Source organism: Aeoliella sp. (assembly GCF_965227375.1).
Classification (GTDB): Bacteria; Planctomycetota; Planctomycetia; order Pirellulales; family Lacipirellulaceae; genus Aeoliella.
In genome coordinates this window covers 2844667-2863276 of record NZ_CBDDFX010000001.1, presented here as the reverse complement: position 1 = coordinate 2863276, position 18610 = coordinate 2844667, and the positions used below count along the sequence as shown (strand labels likewise).

Here is an 18610-nt window from a genome sequence, read left to right as displayed (position 1 = left end):
TATGGCAAACTTGCTAACTACCTCGCTGATCGTGTGGACGATCTGCTTCGTGCAGTGCATCCATTGGTGGTGCACCAGCGAACGTGGAGCCACGCGACTGTGGAACCACCTTCGCAGTCGCGGCGCCGGCGTGTTGAGATCCATCCTGGCAATTGCTGCTGGCGTGGTGGTGGTGTTCGTCATCTCGCCCTTCCTGCTGGTGACAACCACGGTCGAAGCCTGTCGGGAAGCGGTGCGTGAAGGGCGACTTCGAAGCCGATTGTTGCGTGAACATCAAGAGTTGCTGTATAGGCCAATGGACAGCGCTGAGCTGCCGGTGAGTCTGCGCCGCAAGTTCGACCGACTGGCGGACGACCTGGCAGCGTTGGAGTACCACGCGCTGGGCGACTTCGTGATGAAGGAGCAACCGCCCGGCTACTACGCTCGAGTACTGCTGAGCGACGATGGGACGACCATTGGCTTCGTGATGCGGATGTTCGACACCATGGCTTATGGCTTTGTGTCCGTGTTGGACGGAGGCCGCGTGCTGGAAACGTCGTCGTTGGACGAGTGCCGCGACCTATCGTGGGCAGTCGGTCACGATCAGTTCCGCGGAGTGTTCGGCGGCGACCAGTCGATCGACCAGATCGAACTGCTTCACCACGACGCGCTGGAAGCGTTCATCGCGGAGACTGGCGCGCCGGTGCTGCAGTTCGACGCCGATCAAGTGGGCGACGTGCTACGGTACGAACACCGACTCTACAGTCAACTGAAGTACGAGCGGGGTGAGCGAGATGCACCCCCTGAGCCAGAACTGCCTGCTGGGCGACCGATGCCTCGCTGAGCGGCACCACGACAACTACGCGATTGATAGAAAGGCTGTAGCAACCATGGGAGACCTGTTATCCGATGGGCTGTCGTTGTGGACGCTCTGCTTCATGCCGAGCCTGCACTGGTTGTGCACCAGCGAAAACGGGCTCGCCCGACTGTGGTCGTTCCTGCACGAACGCGGTGCGGGCGACGTGAGTGCGTCGTTGGTAGTGGCCGTCACTTTGGTCGTGGCATTCGCGCTCTCACCGCTGCTACTGGTCGTGACCACTTACCTGATGGTGCGAGAGCTGAGGCTGCGTCGTCGGTTGCTGCGTGAGCATCAAGAGGTGTTGTTCGAGCCGATTGACAGCGACAAGTTACCCACCGCACTGCACCGCAAGTTCGACCTGCTTGGGTCCGATGTGGAGTCGGTGGGCTACCAGTTGCTGGGCGACTACCTAATGAAGCGAGAACCAGCGGGGTACTACGGACGTGTGCTGCAAAGCTGCGATGGGCAGGTGGTCTGTTGCATCATGCGGTTGTTCGGTTCGCTGCAGTGTGGGTTCATATCGCTGCTGGGTGACGGACGCGTGCTGGAAACGTCCTCGTTCGCTGGCTGTAGTGAGCTGTCCTGGGTTCTCGGGCACGAGCGGTACCGCGGAGTGTTTGCTGGCGATATTCCGATCGACAAAATCGAAGAGCTTCACCGCGAGGAGTTGCAGAAGTTTGCCGCTGAGACCGGCGACGTGGTGCTGGGATTCGAAGCCAATCAGGTTGGCGACGTGCTGCGTTACGAGCACCGACTGTTCAGCCAACTGGAGCACGAACGAGGCAAGAGCAACCAGCCACCCGAACCGGAATTGCCTGCTGGGTATCCGATTGCTTGCAACGAGCTAGTCGGAGTGTAGGTCGATGACTACGCGATGATGTCCTGAATCACCTTGGCCGGTTTCACGCCGGTGTGTTTTTGATTCAGGCCCTGGTGCGGGTAGGTGAGCCGCTGGTGATCGATGCCCAACAGCCTCCAGAGCGTGGCGTTGAGGTCGCGCACCTGCACGGCGTCCTTGGTGACGAAGTAGCCGATGGGATCGGTCTCGCCGTAGCTGAAACCTTGCTTCACCCCGCCACCGGCGAGCCAGATGGTAAACGCGTTGGGGTTGTGATCGCGGCCGTAGAAGGCCATCTCGCGACCGCCACGGTTTTCGCGCATCGGCGTGCGCCCAAACTCGCCGGCGAAAACCACTAGGGTCTCGTCCAGGAGCCCCCGCTGCTCGAGGTCGGTCAGCAGCGCGGCGATCGGTTGATCGATCTCCTGGCAGCGTTGTTTGAAGCCGACGTTCAGCGCTTCGCGCTTGTTAGAACCATGGGAGTCCCACCCCCAATGGAACAGTTGCACGTAACGCACTCCGCGCTCGGCGAGCCGCCGCGCCAGCACGCAGTTGTTGGCGAAGCTCTCCTTGCCGGGCTCGGTGCCATACATCTGATGGGTGTGCTCTGGCTCGTCGGACAGGTCCATCGCCTCGGACGCGGTGAGCTGCATGTTCGCGGCCATCTCGTATTGGGCGATGCGGGTGAGCGTTTCGGGGTCGCCGAACTCCTGGTAGGTATCCTGGTTCACCTGGTTGATGGCCGAGAGGATGCGCTGGCGCATTGCGCGGTCGATGCCGGTGGGATTCGAGAGGAACAACACCGGGTCGCCCTCGCTGCGGCACTGCACGCCTTGGTACACCGATGGCAAGAAGCCCGAACCCCAAGCGCTCTTACCGGCGCTTGGCACGTGCCCGCCAGAGACCAACACCACAAAGCCCGGCAGGTTCTGGTTCTCGCTGCCCAGCCCGTAGCCGAGCCAGGACCCCATCGACGCGTAACCGAGGTTCTGATTGCCGGTGTAGAGGAGCAACTGTGCGGGGGCGTGGTTGAACTGGTCGGTGGTCATCGAACGAATGAACGTCACCTTGTCGATCACCCGCTCGAAGTGCGGCAGCCGATCGGAGATCCACTGCCCCGACTGCCCCGCCTGGTGGAACGGATAGTACGAGCCGAGCAGCTTCGGCACGCCACGGATGAACGCAAACCGCTGCCCTTCGAGGAACTCCTGCGGGCAGTCCTGGCCGTCGAGTCGCGTGAGGTCGGGCTTGTGCTCGAACAACTCCAACTGGCTCGGCGCGCCGGCCATGTGCAGCACGATCACCCGCTTCGCCCGCGGCGTGAAGTGCGGCTGCCGCACGGCAAGCGGGCGCGCGGGATCGCGCTCGATGCCGCCGGTGGGCGAAGCCTCGGCTCCCTGGCCCGCGAGCCAAAACGCCCCCAACCCCGCCATGCCGCTCTTCAGGAAGAGCCGCCGCGTATGGTGCTGAAGCGAGGCGTGTTGCAGGTGTTCGTAGTGGTTCATAACCTACCTTGTCATCACATCATCCAAATTCAACACCGCGCTGGCCACAATCGTGCGGGCGTAGGACTCGGCGGTGCCGCCGAGGGCGGTCATTTCCTTGTTCTCGGCGTCGAACCTCGCCAGGGCGTCGTCGTACAGCGATACCAAGGCGGCCACGGCTGCTTCGCGGGGCGGGGCGCAGGTTGCCTGTTCCAAGGCCCACGCGATCTGCCGGTCGGGCGTCGCACCGCCTGCGGTGGTCATTCGCTCGGCAAAGCCTTGCGCGCACTCCACGAACGCAGGGTCGTTCATCGTCACCAGCGGCTGCAGCGGGGTGTTCGTGGCGATGCGCCGTACGCTGCACACCTCGCGGCTGGGGGCGTCGAACATCATCATCGATGGATACGGGCTGGTGCGCTTCCAGTACGTGTAGAGCGCCCGGCGGTAGCGGTCCTCGCCTTCGGCATTCACCCAGCGGGCGCCGGAGTAGACGCTTCGCCAGATGCCGTCGGGCTGCGGCGGCATGACCGGCGGGCCGTACATCTTGTCCGACAGCTTGCCGCCCAGCACCAGCGCCTGGTCGCGGACCATCTCGGCTGTGAGCCGCAGCCGCGGTCCGCGGGCGAGCAACCTGTTCTGCGGGTCGAGCTTCGCCAACTCGGCGCTCGCTTGCGAGGTTTGTCGATACGTGGCCGAAAGCACCATTTCGCGGAGCAGCTGCTTGGTGCTCCACTGCATGTCGGTTTGGAATCGCGCGGCCAGATCATCGAGCAGCTCTGGATGCGATGGAGTGACGCCGCTGGTGCCGAAGTCGCCCACCGTTTCGACGATGCCGATCCCGAACAACTGCTGCCAAAGGCGATTCACCAGCACGCGGGCGGTGAGTGGGTGCTCGGGCGAGGCAAACCAGCGGGCGACCTCCAACCGATCGACTGTCCCCTCGGCTTCCAGCGGCGGGAAGACTTGTGGCACGCCGGGCGTCACTTCGTCGCCTTTGTCGAGCCAGTTACCGCGCTCGAACACGTATGTAGTGCGCCGCTGCTGGTCGTCGAGTTCGGTGATGATGGGAACGGGTGTGCTGGCGATGGCCGCCCGCTCAGCCTCGGCCGCGGCGAGTTCGCTGCGCAGCTTCTCCACTTCGGCGTTGGTAACCAACTCGGTCCACTGCGCATCGCCCGAAACCGCCATCCGCCCGCGATCGATCACCTGGGCGAGTTGGCCACTACCTAGCCGGTTTTGTTTCAGCTCGATCTTCAATCGGCTTCCCGCGGGAACGTCGATGGGCTCGCTGGCGACAAACACACACCAGTGCGATCCGTGCTGCTTCGGCGCAACGCCCCAACCGTCGTTGTTGTCGCTGAAGGCCGCCGCCGGATTGAGTATGGGCTCCGCCTCGTCGCACATCGCCAGGTCGAAATGCAATTCGCTGGGTGGCTCGTCGCCCGGCGGATCGATCCTAGCGCGCAACCGCGTCACGGCGAAGCCGTTCTCAGGGATGCGCAGCGCTGCCTCCGGGTCGACTGGCAGCGCATCGATCCGCAACGCGGTCAGTTGCTCAAGACCTTCCGGCAGTGGTGCTTCGATGGTGAACATCGAATTGACGGTGATCGTTCCGGCGGTACGAAACTCTGTGAAGCCGCGATCCTTGTCCTCGTTAAGGACGAGCTTTGTCTCGCCCGTCGACTCCGCGTGGTCGAGCGCCAGGTTGTTCCACAGGTGAGTCGTCTCGGCAAGCGGCACAACCTGCGCGTGCAATTGGCGTTTCAGCTTCGCGATCCGCTGGTCCAGCTCATTGGCATGCTCCCACTGCTTGAGGTCGTTGGGCACCAGCAGGACGGGCGTTTCCTCGAAGCGGTCGCAGTCGCGCGTGGAGTTGAACACCGCGACGAACTTATAGTACTCCTCGTTCTCTATCGGGTCGTAAGGGTGCGAGTGGCACTGCGTGCAGCCAAACGTCAGCCCGCCGAACACCTGCCAGGTGGTGTTCACGCGGTCGAGCACCGAGGCGGTGCGGAACTCCTCGTCATCGGTGCCGCCTTCGGTGTTGTTCTGCGTGTTGGCATGAAACGCGGCGGCCACGCGGGTGCTCATCGTCGCGTCGGGCAACAGGTCGCCGGCCAGTTGCTGAACGACGAACTCGTCGTAGGGCAGGTCGTCGTTCAGCGCATGAATCAGCCAGTCGCGGTAGGGCCAGATCGCGCGATGCAGGTCGGCTTCGTAGCCCTTGGTATCGGCGTAGCGGGCCAGGTCGAGCCACATTGCAGCCCAACGCTCGCCGAACTTCGGCGACGCCAGCAAGCGATCGACCACACGCTCGTAAGCCTGCGGCGAGTCGTCGGCCAGAAACGCCGCGCGCTCTTCGGCGGTCGGTGGCAATCCGATCAAGTCGAACGTGACGCGTCGCAGCCACTCGCTCTTGTCGGCTTCCGGCGACGGGGCGAGTCCCTTCGATTCGAGTCGCGCCAGGATGGACGGATCGATGCGGTTGTTGCCCCATGTCGACTTGGTCGCGGGCAGTTCCTTCTTTGTCGGCGGAACAAACGACCAATGCTCCTGCCACTTCGCGCCCTCGGCGATCCACTGTTTGACCAGCGCGATTTCCTCGTCGGTCAAAGCAGGGCCGTGTTCGGCGGGCGGCATGCGATAGTCGGGATCCGGCTCGGCGATCCGCTCCACCAGGTAGCTGGCGGCCACGTCGCCCGGCACGATGGCTCGCATGCCCGACTCGCCTTCGGCCACGGCCTTGTCGCGATAGACAAACGAAATGCCACTGGCTTGCTTCACCCCGCCATGACAGGCGACACAGTGATTGGCAAAGATCGGCCGAATGTGCTCGTTGAAGCTTACTCGCGCGGGTGGATCGCTTGCCGGCCGCTCCGCAGCGTGGCTGCCCGACCGCCACAGCGTCGACGCCGCTACGGCCAGCAGGACGAGTGCCGCAACGCCGAATTTCAAGTTGACCAGGCGGGACATGAAGGCAAATGACCAGATCGCAGAGTGAGCGTGCCGCGCGACGAGCGGCAACAGGTAGGCACTACTATTCTAACTCCCCAGGATAGGTCGGTATACACGATCCAATGGCGACAATCGAACGATTTGCGCCCCAAAGATGGGTTATTGCGCTTGGTTATGGGGCCCTGGGCCAAAAACTCGCGGCATCCTGGCAGGCAGGATAAAATGGACGCTTTGCCCCGCCCGCTGAGGGCAGACCGACGACGCCGATTCTTCACCCAGAGAGCCATGCAACCTGCGCTTCGGCCACTCCTTCGACCTTGCAACCGCTACTGGACGCTTCTTGCAATGGCAGCGGCGATAGGTCTCGCTGCGCCGCGCATCTCCATGGCCGACGACCTGCTGCCCGACCTGATCGCTTGGGACCACGACGTTTCAGAGGATGGCGTTCCGCCCGGTGTCGACATTGTGTACGGCGGGTACTTCGACACGTCGGTGTCGGGCAAGGTGCTCTACCGCTTTCGCGCCGCGCTGGCCAACATTGGCGAGGGACCGCTGCAAGTGATCGAAGAGACCGCCGAAGAAAACGGAGTGAAGACCAAGCAGACCATCACGCAGCAGATCCTGCAAACCGGCAGCGGCGACGTGTTTCGCGACCGCCTGATCGGCACGTTCGACTACCCACCGGAAGTCGTTGGCGGCTTTGGCCATCTCCGCTTGCCAGGGCTCGCGCAGTACAACTTGTACGAAGCGATCGACAACGGCGGCGTCACACCCGACGTCGGCCCACAGGTTCGCTCGAACGACAAGCTCAGCATGGGCATCGTCGATAGCGTGATGTACAACCAGCCGGTGCCCGGGAAACCGGCCAGCCGCGTTTACACTTCCGCAGAGGTTCCGGTGCTGGGCATCTCCATCGGCTACGCCGACTTGTACGGTGCGGGCCTGCCGGGACAATTCATCGACGTGACCAACCTGGCCGACGGACAGTATTGGCTCGAGGTGCATGTCGATCCGTACGACCGCGTTTTGGAAGTCGACGAGCTGAACAACACCACGCAGATCCTGGTCGACCTCACCGTGCCGGCCGCCCGACCGGTGGGCGACAACAACGGCGACGGACTGGTGAACCTGGCCGACTACGTTGTGTGGCGGAATACCTTGGGTAGCGAAGTGGCGAACGGCACCGACGCCGACTCCGATGGCGACGGGGTGGTCACCATGCTGGACTACGAGCTGTGGAAGGCGAACTTCGGCCAAGCGACGCCGGCGATAGCCAATCTTCAAGTGCCGGAGCCCTCGTGCAGCATGGGAATCTTGCTGGTTTTGACAGCGGTCGGCGCACGTCGCATGGTGCACACCTTGTCAGTACCGCGTTAGGCGCAATACTGAGTGGGTAGCCAACTGCCATCCGCCACTCAAGTTGCATGCCCTCTAGCACCGCCCCGCCGACCCACCCTGCCCTGGCCGCGTTTCATCCGGTCACGCAGGCATGGTTCGCGCAAGCGTTCGCCGCACCGACCAGGGCGCAACAACTCGCTTGGCCGTCGATCGCCGCAGGGCAAAGCACGCTGCTACTCGCTCCGACCGGCTCCGGCAAAACGCTGGCGGCGTTCTTGGCTTCGCTCGACAAGATGATGTTCACCCAGCCCGCGCGGGAAGTCGATGGTTCGCGCACGAGCAAATCCAAAGTCCGCGTACTCTACATCTCGCCCCTCAAGGCGCTCGGTGTCGACGTCGACCGCAACCTGCGCACACCCATCGCCGGGCTGAGCGCGGTGGCCGAGCGGCTGGGCGTCGACTATCACCTGCCAAGCGTCGCGGTCCGCAGCGGCGACACCCCGCCGCCCGAGCGCGCTCGCATTCAGCGCGATCCGCCCGAGATCCTGATCACCACGCCCGAGTCGCTGTACTTGATGCTCACCTCGAAGGCGCGCGAAGCGCTGGCCGAAGTGGAAACGGTGATCGTCGACGAGATTCACGTGATGGTCTCCGGCAAGCGCGGCGCGCATCTGTTCGTCTCGCTCGAGCGACTCGAGCGGTTGCGCCGCCAGGCGAATCGCGAAGCGCGGCCGCTGCAGCGCGTCGGCCTGAGCGCCACGCAGCGCCCGTTGGAAGAGATCGCGCGGCTGTTGGGCGGCGCGGAAGCCACGGCCGACGCCGACCAACCGGTGTGTCCCCGCCCGGTAGAGATCGTCGACGCCAGCGAACCGAAGCAGTTCGACCTCCGCGTCGAAGTGCCCGTGGAAGACATGGCCCGCTTGGGCGAGTCGAATGGCGACGCCCAAGTAACGGAAGCCAACGGCGCCGATCCACCGCCGCCGATTCCCAGTGGCCCCGCTGCGGGTCCCGCGGTGCCATCGATCTGGCCGGCCATTCATCCGCGGCTGGTGAAGCTGATTCGCGAGCATCGTTCGACAATGATCTTCGTCAACAGTCGGCGGCTCGCCGAACGGCTGGCGGCGGCCATCAACGAACTGGCGGACGAAGAGATCGCCCTGGCGCATCATGGGTCGATCGCCAAAGACAAGCGGGCCGACATCGAGGACCGTTTGAAGCGCGGCGCCCTGCCGGCCATCGTTGCCACCAGTTCGCTGGAGCTTGGCATTGACATGGGTGCGGTCGACCTGGTGATCCAGATTGAAGCGCCGCCGTCGATCGCCTCGGGCATGCAGCGTATCGGCCGCGCGGGGCACCAGATCGGCGCGACCAGCAAGGGCGTGATCTTTCCCAAATACCGCGGCGACCTGGTCGCTTGCGCCGGCGCGACAGGGCGGATGCTCGCGGGCCACGTCGAGGAGACGTACTACCCGCGTAACCCGCTCGACATCGTCGCGCAGCAGATCGTCGCCATCGTGGCGATGGAGAACATCGAAGTCGACGAGCTGTACGCAGTGCTTCGCGGCGCGGCGCCGCTGGCCGACTTGCCCCGCTCGAGTTTCGAGGGCGTGCTCGACTTGCTGGCGGGTCGCTATCCTTCCGACGAGTTCTCCGAACTCCGCCCACGGCTCAACTGGGACCGCATCGCCGGCACGCTGTCGCGGCGGCGGAACTCACAGCGCATTGCGGTGCTCAACGCCGGCACGATTCCCGATCGCGGATTGTACGGCGTGTTCCTCGCCAGCGACGATGGCACCACCGGTAGCCGCGTTGGTGAGCTGGACGAGGAGATGGTATTCGAAACCCATCCCGGCGACGTGTTCCTGTTGGGCGCGTCGAGTTGGCGGGTGATCGACATCACGCGCGACCGCGTGATCGTGGTCCCCGCGCCCGGCGAGCCGGGACGGATGCCGTTCTGGCGTGGCGAAGGTCCTGGGCGGCCGCTGGAGTTTGGTAAAGCGATCGGTTCACTCGCCCGGCAACTTGTCCGCATGGAGAGCGAACAGGCGATCACGCAGCTCGAGGCCGACCACTCGCTCGATCGCCGCGCGGCGGTGAATTTGCTGAGATACCTCACCGAACAGTCCGCAGCCACTGGCGAGGTGCCGAGCGATCGCACGGTGGTGGTCGAGTCGTTCCTCGACGAGATCGGCGACTGGCGCGTGGTGGTGCTATCGCCATTCGGCGCGCGGGTGCATGCCCCGTGGGCGATGGCGGTCGCCGCGCGGCTGCGTGCCGAAGGAATCGACGAGGTCGACTTCATGTGGGCCGACGATGGCATCGTGTTCCGCCTGCCAGAGTCGGACGGCGCACCGCCTACGGACTGGTTCATTCCGCGGAGCGACGAAATCGAAGACGAAGTGGCCCGCCAGGTCGGCTCGACCGCGCTGTTCGCCGCGCGGTTCCGCGAAAACGCCGCGCGGAGCCTGCTGCTGCCACGCCGCCGCCCCGATCGACGCACACCGCTGTGGCAACAACGTCGCCGCGCGGCCGACCTGCTGTCGGTGGCCGCGCGGTACCCGGCGTTTCCGCTGCTGCTGGAGACCTACCGCGAGGTGATGCGCGACGTGTTCGACCTGCCCGGCGTGGTGGCGATCCTTGGGCAGATCGAACGCCGGGAAATCGCCGTGCGGGGCGTCGAGACTTCGGCCGCGTCGCCGTTCGCCGCGGCCCTGCTGTTCTCGTACACGGGCAACTTCGTCTACGAAGGCGACGTGCCGCTCGCCGAGCGACGCGCGCAGGCGCTCACGCTCGACCACGCGCAACTGCGTGAGCTGCTGGGTTCGGCCGACCTGCGCGAGCTGTTCGACGTCGAAGTGCTCGCCGAGCTCGATCGAGAACTCCAACAACTGCACCGCCCCGCGGTGAAACACCCCGACGACGTGCACGACCTGTTGCTGCGGCAAGGGCCACTCTCTGCCGAGGCGATCCGCGCGCGTACCTACGATGAGTGCGCGGCGCAGCTCGACACATGGCTCGAGGAACTAGTCGCCGCGCGGCGCATCATCTCCGTGCGTTTGTCGACGGGCGATCACCTGGCGGCGGCCGAGGATGCCGCGCGGCTCCGCGATGCGCTCGGCGCCAGCCCACCGCCGGGGCTGCCCGAAGCGTTCCTCGAGGCGGTCGACGACCCGATGGGCGATTTGGTCGCCCGCCACGCACGGACGCACGGACCGTTCACCGCCCATCAAGTGGCGCAGCGATTTGGCTTGGGCGAAGCGCCCGTCGTTGCCGTGCTGCGGCGTTTGGCCGAACGCGGGCGGATGGTCGAGGGCGAGTTCCTGCCGGGCGGTCGGGGTCGCGAGTGGTGCGACGCCGAAGTTCTGCGGACGCTCAAGCGGCGCTCGCTGGCTCGGCTCCGCAAAGAAGTCGAAGCGGTCCCGCCTGCGGCGCTCGCGCGATTTCTTACCGTGTGGCATGGACTCGACGAGCCACGCGCGGGACTCGACGCACTGCTCGACGCCATCGAACAACTGCAAGGCGCACCGCTGCCGGCGAGCGTGCTGGAGAGCGACATCCTGCCCGCCCGCGTGCGCGACTACACGCCGGGCGACCTCGACGAGTTGTTCCTCGCCGGCGAAATCACTTGGCGGGGCATCGAGTCGATCGGCACCAGCGACGGCCGCATCGCTCTGTACCTGGCCGACCAGTACACGCTGCTCGCGCCGATGGTCGTGGAACCTGCGGAACTTGCGGACGACACGCTGGCGTGCGAAGTGCGGGACCTGCTCTCCACGCGCGGCGCGCTGTTGTTCGATCAGATCACTCGCGCCACCGGTGCATTTTCGCAAGACGTGCTCGAAGCGCTGTGGCGACTCGTATGGGCGGGGCTGGTGACCAACGACACGCTCGCACCATTGCGCTCGCTGGCACGCAGCGGGCGGAACGACACCCGCCGCCGCGAGCGACGACGCGGGCGTTCGTTCCGTTCGCGGCGCATCGCGCGACTGCCTGGCAGCGAAGGACGCTGGTCGCTGCTGCCGGATGCGGACGCCCCGTGGCCTTCGCCCACCGAGCGTTCGCTCGCGTTGGCGTCGCAGCTGGTGGCCCGGCATGGGGTGCTGACCAAGAACGCGGTCAGCAAAGAGCTGGCGCTCGGCGGCTTTGCGGCGCTCTACCCGGTGCTGAAGCAAATGGAAGAAGCCGGCAAGCTCCGCCGCGGCTATCTGGTCGAAGGACTGGGCGGCGCGCAGTTCGCCGCGCCCGGCGCCGACGAGCTCTTGCGCCGGCCAGCCAACCAACCAGCCGACCAACACGAGCCGCAGGCGACGTTCATGGCCGCCACCGACCCAGCCAATCCGTACGGCGCGGCGATCGGCTGGCCGGCGCGCGAAGAATCGGCCGGCCGCCTGAGTCGCACCGCCGGCGCACAGGTGCTGATCTATCAGGGACAACTCGTGGGCTACGTGAGCAGCAGCGGCGGGCAGCTGACCACGCTGCTACCCGATGGCGAACCGGAACGCACTAGCGCTGTGCGTGCGATCGTCGCCGCGCTGGTCGAGCGTGCCGCGCTCGGCGAACCGGTGCTGCTCAGCAAGGTAGACGACGGTCCGGTATCGGCCAGCGAACTAGCGGAGCCGCTCCAGCAAGCGGGATTCGAGCCCACCAGTCGCGGCTATTTGTATCGCGATCACCCCAGCGAACACATGCCGCGACTGCGCAAGCGTTGAAACGCAGCTGGATGTTCAGATCATGTAGTCGCCATGCCCCTACCCATCTCTGTCCACCTGTCCGTCGCTTTGATTGCCCTCGAGCGCATCCCGCAAGGCGTCGCGTGCTGATCGAGAATAGGTGAGCAACTCACGAACTCGCTCTTCGGCTGCAGCGGCGTTGAAGTGATCTTCCATCCGCTTGAGCTTGCCCCGCTCGAATTCAAATAAGAACGCCAGCGGCGTCGACGTATGCGGCCCCGGCTGGCCTACAAACGAACCGCATTCGCGGGTGAAAATCACCACGTTGTTCCCTTCGGCGAAGACGCGCATCGTGCGGAGAATGATGTCCTTGTCGTGCCGCTCCATCACGGAGAAGAAGTTCTCCCAGAACTTGTCGAACCCGTCTCGACCATGATACGTGCCACAGAACGGCAGCACCGATGCATCGCCAGGCACTATCAGCTCGAAATCATCGGCCAGGAACTCATGGCAGTGGCGAGAGCAGTCCTTTTCATACCGCGCGTAGTTCTCCATGATCTGCCGCGCGATCGCTTTGGGAGAGAACACCAGGTCCTCTGGATGAACGGGACGTGCTGCGGTGCTCAGCGCATCGGCAAGGTGGTCGATGGTATCCGGCCTCAAGGTGCCGTTGGCTTCCGCCTTGGCGACGACCCGAGCGGAGTACCCCGCTCGCTGCGCGAGCTGCTGCTGAGTCCACCCGTGATGCTCACGATGGTGGCGGATCGTTTCCCCATTGCATTGCAACGACCGGCCCGCCGGCTGTTGTTTCCAACCCATCGTTTCTTGCGCCCCCCGAACTGCGCGAAAAGTCTGTAACTTAATATCCCCAGCCCGTGATAGCAGCTGCGGATTACCCCTTATTTGCTTCCGTTCATACTGCGTTCATTGACTGGCTGTTTCATGTGGTCGACAAAGATACCTGCGGGCCCCCAACTTCGGCAAGGCGCGTACTATGCTTTCACTAGATACCGTGGCTAAGTCCTCGGCTCCGCCAAAAAACTCCAGTGAGGCGGAAAAAACAGTGGAAGATTGCAATTCGCCTAGCTTGGGAAGTCCTGGGTTTACCGCAGGGGGGTCAGGACTCCCAGGCTGGGCCTTACGTTTGGGGCGAGTAAAGCAGTTTAACCGGAATCCGACGGGGATGGATTCATGGTTTCACATTAAGAATGAAAATACTAGTAGCCCCGAGGCCTACGGTCCTCGTGCCGAAGTTCACCGCATTCTTCCGGTTAGACCGAAGCCCGGGGCTACTTTTCTTGGTCGATCTGACCCCTTGCCGATCGCGAGCTGGGTGCCATGATGGTGGCAGTGCGCCCCAATTAGCGGACTAGCGCAAACCGCACAACCTGCACCAACCCGCAAACTCGACCGTGCCCGAAGGCGATACCATCCATCGCACCGCCGCCACGCTGCGGCCCTGGTTTGTTGGCAAAAAAATACTGGCCACCGATGGTTGGGCGGACTGGATCGACTTCCCATCGCTTGCCGGGCGTACCGTCACGGCCATCGAAGCGCGGGGCAAGCACCTGCTGCTGCACCTGGACGACCATCGTGTGGTGCATGGCCACTGCGGCATGACGGGCTCCTGGCATATCTATCCGCACGGCCAGGCGTGGCTCAAGCCCGCGCGACGAGCGGCTCTGGTGCTCCAGACCGATGAGCTGAGCGTCGTGTTTTTCAATCCCAAGACGCTCGAGCTGCTCACGCCCTCGGGCCTGCGACGCCATCGGTTCCTCTCGCGGCTGGGTCCCGATCTGCTCGGAGATCAGCTCGACGTCGACGAAGTGATTGAGCGATTCCGCACACGAAATCACCGCCCGATCGGTGAAGTGGTGATGGATCAAACAGCCTGCTGCGGCATCGGCAACATCTACAAGTCGGAGTTGCTATTCCTCCAGAACATCGATCCCTTCGCGCCGGTTGCCATCCTCGACGATTTGGCGCTGCGTGATTTGATCGACCTGGCGCGCGACCTGATGCAGCACAATCTGCAGGGGTCCAATCGTACCACACGCTTCGCTGGCGATGGGGGCAAGCTGTGGGTGTACGGGCGGAGAGGCGAGCCCTGCTATCTGTGCGGCATGGCCATTCAACTTCGCCGCCAGGGCGACTTGGGTCGCACGACCTATTGGTGCAGCGAATGCCAGCCGCCTGCGGCCGGCTCGACACAACCAATCGCCGAACAGCACGATCAAGCGTGATGGAGGGTTGCCGAGCGGCCTCTTTGTGTCTATCACGAAGAATCATGACCAGCGCTAGCCAGAAGAACTTGCGAATCTATCTCAGCGATCACCTGGCCCTGATCGCCGGCGAAGTGGAACTTGCCAAGCGCGTGCGACGGGAGAATCGCGAGACGCCGCTCTCTTCGTACTTGTGCGATTACCTGGAAGCGCTCGATCGCCAGCAGCCGGAGATCCGCCGCGTGCTCTCGACGCTCGGTGGCCATCCAAGCCGGTTGAAGCAGGCGGGGAGTTGGATGGTTGAGAAGCTGGGCCGCCTGAAACTCAACGGCAGCCTCTTGCACTACACCGACTTGTCGCGCGTGCTTGAACTCGAAGCGCTACTACTGCTGGCGACCGCTCGCAGGTCGATGCTCCGCACACTGGAGGCGGCCAAGATCGAAGGCTTCGATTTTGGTGCGGCCGGCGCCGAACTGGACGATCACATCACCACGCTCGAGGAGCACCTGAAGTCGGCCCGCCACCGGGCGTTAGCGTGAGCGGGGCGCAGGATTCACCTCTGCGCGGGCCAGGGTCCAACCCAACAGACCAACCAGGCATAGCACCGCAGTGGCTGGCTCGGGGACGGGCTGGTTCGCCAGCGACGCCGAAGCCATGGCGGCGAAGCTCTCCTTCCAAGTCGCGTAGTCGCCCGCGTCGACGAACCCCGACCCGTCGCTGGTGCTGCCAGCGGGCAGGACGCTGTCGGGCGCGCCCAGGTTGTTGCGCCATACGGTGTAGTCGGCGAGCGTCACGGCGCCGTCGCCGTTGAAGTCGCCGGGCAGCCCTTGTTGCACGCTGAGCACCAGGGAGCCGCCCTGCTCGGTCACAGCGTAGCCCGAGGTAACCGAGTCGAACGTTCCGGAAAAACTCCCCGCGGTGGCAATAACCCAAGAACCACTTTCCGGCGCGAATCCATCGATGAGCGAGACATCCAAATGACCGCCCAGGGCGAGCGCCCCGGTGACGTTCAGCGTGTCGCATGAGCTGGTCGACGCCAGTTCGATCGCCAGCGTGCAATCGTTCAAGGCGACGTCGCCCAGCACGGTGGTCGAGCCGATCGACTCGCCGGGCGCGAGCGTTCCACCGTTGATGGCCAAGTCGAACCCGATGGTTTCGGCGCTCAACACGCCGCCGGTGAAGTTGAAGGTGCCGCCGGCGCCTTTGAGCAACGTATTGGTAGTCAGCTTGCCGCCCGACAGGTTCAACTCGGCCGTAGCGTCGGGGTTGTCGCCAATCGAGACGATGCCATCGCTCAATCCATGCGGAGCGTCTTCGACCTTCAGCCAGCCGCTGGTGATGTTCAGCGTGGCGTTGTCCGCAGCGCTGACCGCCAGCACCAGACTGCCCGCGTGTTGGCCCACAGCGTCCACGACAACTGTTCCACTGTTAATCACTGCGGTGTCGTACTTCGAAGGCTGCCAGTTGATGTCCCAGTTGGAAATTTGGGCGTAGCGGCTATTGGTCGCTGCGTTGAATGTGATTGGTTGTGGCGCGGGCCACTCGGCGAGTTCGTTGATGTATTCTTCGAGATTCGTGTAGCCATCCGCGTCAAAGTCGCCGTTGTTATCAGCGATACCTGGATTCAAGCCATGCTCTACTTCCCATTCATCGGGCATGCCGTCCAGGTCGGTGTCGAAGCCAGCCTGACGGCTATAAGGGGCATTGCCCTGGTTATCGGGCCGCTGCGCAAGCACGGTAGCCCACTCTCCGGCCTGCGGTCCGGAGTTCAGGTCGTTGATCAGTCCACCAGTGTTGTTCTTTACCGAATTGACAACCCGTTGCTCGATCGGACTACGGTTCAGCCAGTTGCTGCCACCGTAGGCGAGTACGCGGTCTAGTGCGACATCGGCCGTCTCGGGAGCATCGACACCGGTCACAGCAAACTGCGTTGAGACGAATGTCATACTGCCCGAGTAGGCTTTCTGGCCGCTTGAGTTGGGGAGTGTTGTTGTGGGACCGAAGATAATCCCATCGTGTAACGTGCTGTCTTTGTCGTCGTCGAACTTGTTGGCTAGTGCAGGATCGGTACTCTGAAAGATCTGAGTAAAGCCGATCGAATTGGAGTCGTCGCCTCCTCGAAAAGCTACGACACCGTTGTTGGGACCTTTGATGTAGTAGTTTCCAACAAAGTTGCTTCGGCTCTCTTGAACGGTACCCGAGTAGCCCGCCCGGCTTGACCAGTTGTACACGACGTTGTTCGACCAATCGAGCACCGTCGACCGAGGATTGCCCTCGTTGTCGGGTTCGCTCCCCAACCTTGGCAAGCGAGAGTTGTTATGAGCGTAGAGGTTGTGATTGAAGGAGTTGTGAGTGCCGTCCACCTCGGTGGAGATGATCGAACCGTAGGAGTGGCCGGCATAGTTCAGTCCTTCCCCGATGGTGGCATACTGAATCGTCGAGTTGACGCCCGAGTCGGTCTGAGAAATGCCCTCATCCGTGAACCAACTGGCGCTTACATGATCGACAATCGAGTTCTTCAGCTGCAAGTCAAAGGCATCATGAGTTGTGCCGTTAGAGTTGACATTCGGTCGAATGGCGATATTCCGGAGGATAATATTATCGCCAGTCCACTTGGTGCCTGTGCCAGCAATCGTAATTCCAGCGCCTGGGGCAGTTTGTCCTGCAATGGTGATATTCGCCTTGCCGTAGCGGAGGCGGTCTTGAGCAGTGTTCCCCTCCAGGTAAATCGTTCCGCCCACGTCGAAGACGATGGTACGACCGGCGGAGGGGGCGTTGTTAATGCCGTATTGCAGCGAACCAGACTGGGTGCCGCCCTTGTCCGCGTCGAGGGTGGTAACGTGATAGACGTCGCCGCCGCGGCCACCCGTTGCGTTGCCACCCGGCCCCGACGCGCCTGAGAACGCAGGAATGGACTGGGCCGTCGCCACACCGGAAACTGCCGAGACCACCAGAAGGAACAGGAAGTTCCGAAACTTGAGGGTCATCAATGTTGTGCTCTCTCTCTGAAACGCTTTCCGGGAAGCAACCGGATGGCGCTTCCGATGGTCACGACTCCGGCAAGCAGTGCACCGCTCGCGGGCACAGGTACGGCCGCTGTGTTCACGATCGCGTCCGCCGTTGATGGCTGACTGCCGAATGTCAGTTTCCAGACGTTGTAGTCCGCGCTGTCCACGACGCCCGGGCTGGCGTCCTCGTTGCTCAGAGTGATCAACGCCCCGAGGTTGTTGCGCCATACAACGTAATCGGACAGGTTCACCACCCCATCGTCGTTGTAGTCACCCGGCAACGAGACCTCCGCAGGGATGGTCGGGTTCCAGCCATCACTGCCGCCGAGCCACTGCTGCTTGCTGAAGGCCTCTGTTTCCACTTCGGACAGTTGCTGCGACCAATTCGCTCGCTGCGAGACATCCAATGGGGCGCCGTCCAAGTCCATGCTGTTGTATTCGGCGAAGGTCGAGGTGAGATGATTGTCGCCGCTCCATGTGGACCATCCGTCGGGACGGATGACATTGCTCATCTTGGTATCGATGTACACAACGCGCGCGTAGGCCGCCCAGGGTCGCCCCAAGTCGACACTCCCGGCGGGCGCCGATCCAGTGATGGTTGAATCCTTGAACACGTAGCCGCTCGTTTCCGCCTCGGCCTCACGACCGTGGGCGGTGATATGCCCTGAACCGATGGCGTGAATCGTCGACTGCTCGAAATAGGCCGTGCCCTTGCCGTAGATGAAATCAACGGTGCCTTCCACATAGACATCGTAGAAATAGTGCCTGCCATATTCTGACCGCAACGTGTCCTGGTAGCCGAGGAATCTACAATCATTGAAGATCGCCCGATCGGCCTTCACATAGATCGCGAGTGCTTGCTTGCCAGGTCCGTAGCTGTTCTCCAACGTTAGATTCTCTGCAACAAAGTCCTTGCCGCGGACCACCACCGTAGCGTGGTTCGTAGATTCATTCGGCTGGGCGTCGGCGGGTTCGTTGAAGGTCAGCACCGTGTCGGCCGCAGACGATCCCTGACCTCTCAATGTGATGTTGGGCTTGTCGCCAGGGACGATAACTCGCGCGTTGTAGGTGCCAGGGAGAATGTCGATGATATATCGCTGCGAACTATTGTCCGGAACGGCATCGACGGCCGCCTGGACCGTGCTGTATTGACCGCTACCATCCTGGCTGACGGTAAGATGCACTTCCGCCATGCACTGCGTCCACGAAGCGGCCTGGACAACCAGCAGAAGCGCAGTCGCGAGAGCACGGGCGTAG

11 protein-coding genes are annotated in these 18610 nt (G+C 63.2%); 6 read left to right on the top strand and 5 right to left on the bottom strand.

Annotation, left to right across the window (positions count from 1 at the left end; translation table 11 throughout):
- Position 1: 1 nt before the first annotated feature.
- Together ACQK2L_RS11660 and ACQK2L_RS11655 are read left to right on the top strand one after the other, a co-directional pair.
- Complete coding sequence (locus tag ACQK2L_RS11660; protein WP_425397141.1) at positions 2-823, top strand: hypothetical protein; 822 nt, start codon at positions 2-4, stop codon at positions 821-823.
- Positions 774-1697: a hypothetical protein gene (locus ACQK2L_RS11655; RefSeq protein WP_425397140.1), complete on the top strand. Its 924-nt coding sequence runs from the start codon at positions 774-776 to the stop codon at positions 1695-1697. Before ACQK2L_RS11660 ends, ACQK2L_RS11655 begins: the two co-directional genes overlap by 50 nt.
- 8 nt (positions 1698-1705) lie before the next feature.
- On the opposite strand, the gene ACQK2L_RS11650 is transcribed toward ACQK2L_RS11655, so the two are convergent.
- The gene (locus ACQK2L_RS11650) at positions 1706-3181 is read right to left on the bottom strand and encodes a DUF1501 domain-containing protein (RefSeq protein ID WP_425397139.1); all 1476 of its coding nucleotides are present in this window, start codon (positions 3179-3181) and stop codon (positions 1706-1708) included.
- A 3-nt stretch (positions 3182-3184) separates the two neighbouring features.
- A complete protein-coding gene (locus ACQK2L_RS11645) occupies positions 3185-6133 on the bottom strand; it encodes a DUF1553 domain-containing protein (protein WP_425397138.1) in 2949 nt (982 codons plus the stop codon).
- A 327-nt stretch (positions 6134-6460) separates the two neighbouring features.
- Here ACQK2L_RS11645 and ACQK2L_RS11640 point away from each other — a divergent pair, with 327 nt between their 5' ends.
- Together ACQK2L_RS11640 and ACQK2L_RS11635 are read left to right on the top strand one after the other, a co-directional pair.
- Positions 6461-7492 (top strand): lysyl oxidase family protein, encoded by a 1032-nt coding sequence (locus ACQK2L_RS11640; RefSeq protein ID WP_425397137.1) that lies wholly within the window; start codon positions 6461-6463, stop codon positions 7490-7492.
- A gap of 47 nt (positions 7493-7539) precedes the next feature.
- The gene (locus ACQK2L_RS11635) at positions 7540-12162 is read left to right on the top strand and encodes an Lhr family helicase (protein WP_425397136.1); all 4623 of its coding nucleotides are present in this window, start codon (positions 7540-7542) and stop codon (positions 12160-12162) included.
- A 39-nt stretch (positions 12163-12201) separates the two neighbouring features.
- Here the strand turns inward: ACQK2L_RS11635 and ACQK2L_RS11630 are convergent, their stop codons facing one another.
- A complete protein-coding gene (locus ACQK2L_RS11630) occupies positions 12202-12942 on the bottom strand; it encodes a nuclear transport factor 2 family protein (protein ID WP_425397135.1) in 741 nt (246 codons plus the stop codon).
- A 593-nt stretch (positions 12943-13535) separates the two neighbouring features.
- On the opposite strand from ACQK2L_RS11630, the gene ACQK2L_RS11625 reads away from it, so the two are divergent.
- Together ACQK2L_RS11625 and ACQK2L_RS11620 are read left to right on the top strand one after the other, a co-directional pair.
- A complete protein-coding gene (locus tag ACQK2L_RS11625) occupies positions 13536-14366 on the top strand; it encodes an Fpg/Nei family DNA glycosylase (RefSeq protein ID WP_425397134.1) in 831 nt (276 codons plus the stop codon).
- Between the two features lie 44 nt (positions 14367-14410).
- Positions 14411-14884, top strand: coding sequence for a hypothetical protein (locus tag ACQK2L_RS11620; RefSeq protein WP_425397133.1), 474 nt, complete (start codon positions 14411-14413; stop codon positions 14882-14884).
- On the opposite strand, the gene ACQK2L_RS11615 is transcribed toward ACQK2L_RS11620, so the two are convergent.
- Together ACQK2L_RS11615 and ACQK2L_RS11610 are read right to left on the bottom strand one after the other, a co-directional pair.
- Positions 14876-17332, bottom strand: a complete 2457-nt coding sequence (locus tag ACQK2L_RS11615) for a hypothetical protein (protein WP_425397132.1) — start codon at positions 17330-17332, stop codon at positions 14876-14878. The genes ACQK2L_RS11620 and ACQK2L_RS11615 overlap by 9 nt on opposite strands.
- Positions 17332-18546, bottom strand: coding sequence for a pectinesterase family protein (locus ACQK2L_RS11610; protein WP_425397131.1), 1215 nt, complete (start codon positions 18544-18546; stop codon positions 17332-17334). The genes ACQK2L_RS11615 and ACQK2L_RS11610 overlap by 1 nt, the downstream gene beginning before the upstream one ends.
- Between the last annotated feature and the right edge of the window lie 64 nt (positions 18547-18610).

Excerpts from the sequence above, each read along its gene's own strand:
- ACQK2L_RS11660 (WP_425397141.1), top strand. The coding sequence starts at position 2 with ATGGCAAACTTGCTAACTACCTCGCTGATCGTGTGGACGATCTGCTTC.
- ACQK2L_RS11655 (WP_425397140.1), top strand. The coding sequence starts at position 774 with ATGCACCCCCTGAGCCAGAACTGCCTGCTGGGCGACCGATGCCTCGCT.
- ACQK2L_RS11650 (WP_425397139.1), bottom strand. The coding sequence starts at position 3,181 with ATGAACCACTACGAACACCTGCAACACGCCTCGCTTCAGCACCATACG.
- ACQK2L_RS11645 (WP_425397138.1), bottom strand. The coding sequence starts at position 6,133 with ATGTCCCGCCTGGTCAACTTGAAATTCGGCGTTGCGGCACTCGTCCTG.
- ACQK2L_RS11640 (WP_425397137.1), top strand. The coding sequence starts at position 6,461 with ATGGCAGCGGCGATAGGTCTCGCTGCGCCGCGCATCTCCATGGCCGAC.
- ACQK2L_RS11635 (WP_425397136.1), top strand. The coding sequence starts at position 7,540 with ATGCCCTCTAGCACCGCCCCGCCGACCCACCCTGCCCTGGCCGCGTTT.
- ACQK2L_RS11630 (WP_425397135.1), bottom strand. The coding sequence starts at position 12,942 with ATGGGTTGGAAACAACAGCCGGCGGGCCGGTCGTTGCAATGCAATGGG.
- ACQK2L_RS11620 (WP_425397133.1), top strand. The coding sequence starts at position 14,411 with ATGACCAGCGCTAGCCAGAAGAACTTGCGAATCTATCTCAGCGATCAC.
- ACQK2L_RS11615 (WP_425397132.1), bottom strand. The coding sequence starts at position 17,332 with ATGACCCTCAAGTTTCGGAACTTCCTGTTCCTTCTGGTGGTCTCGGCA.
- ACQK2L_RS11610 (WP_425397131.1), bottom strand. The coding sequence starts at position 18,546 with ATGGCGGAAGTGCATCTTACCGTCAGCCAGGATGGTAGCGGTCAATAC.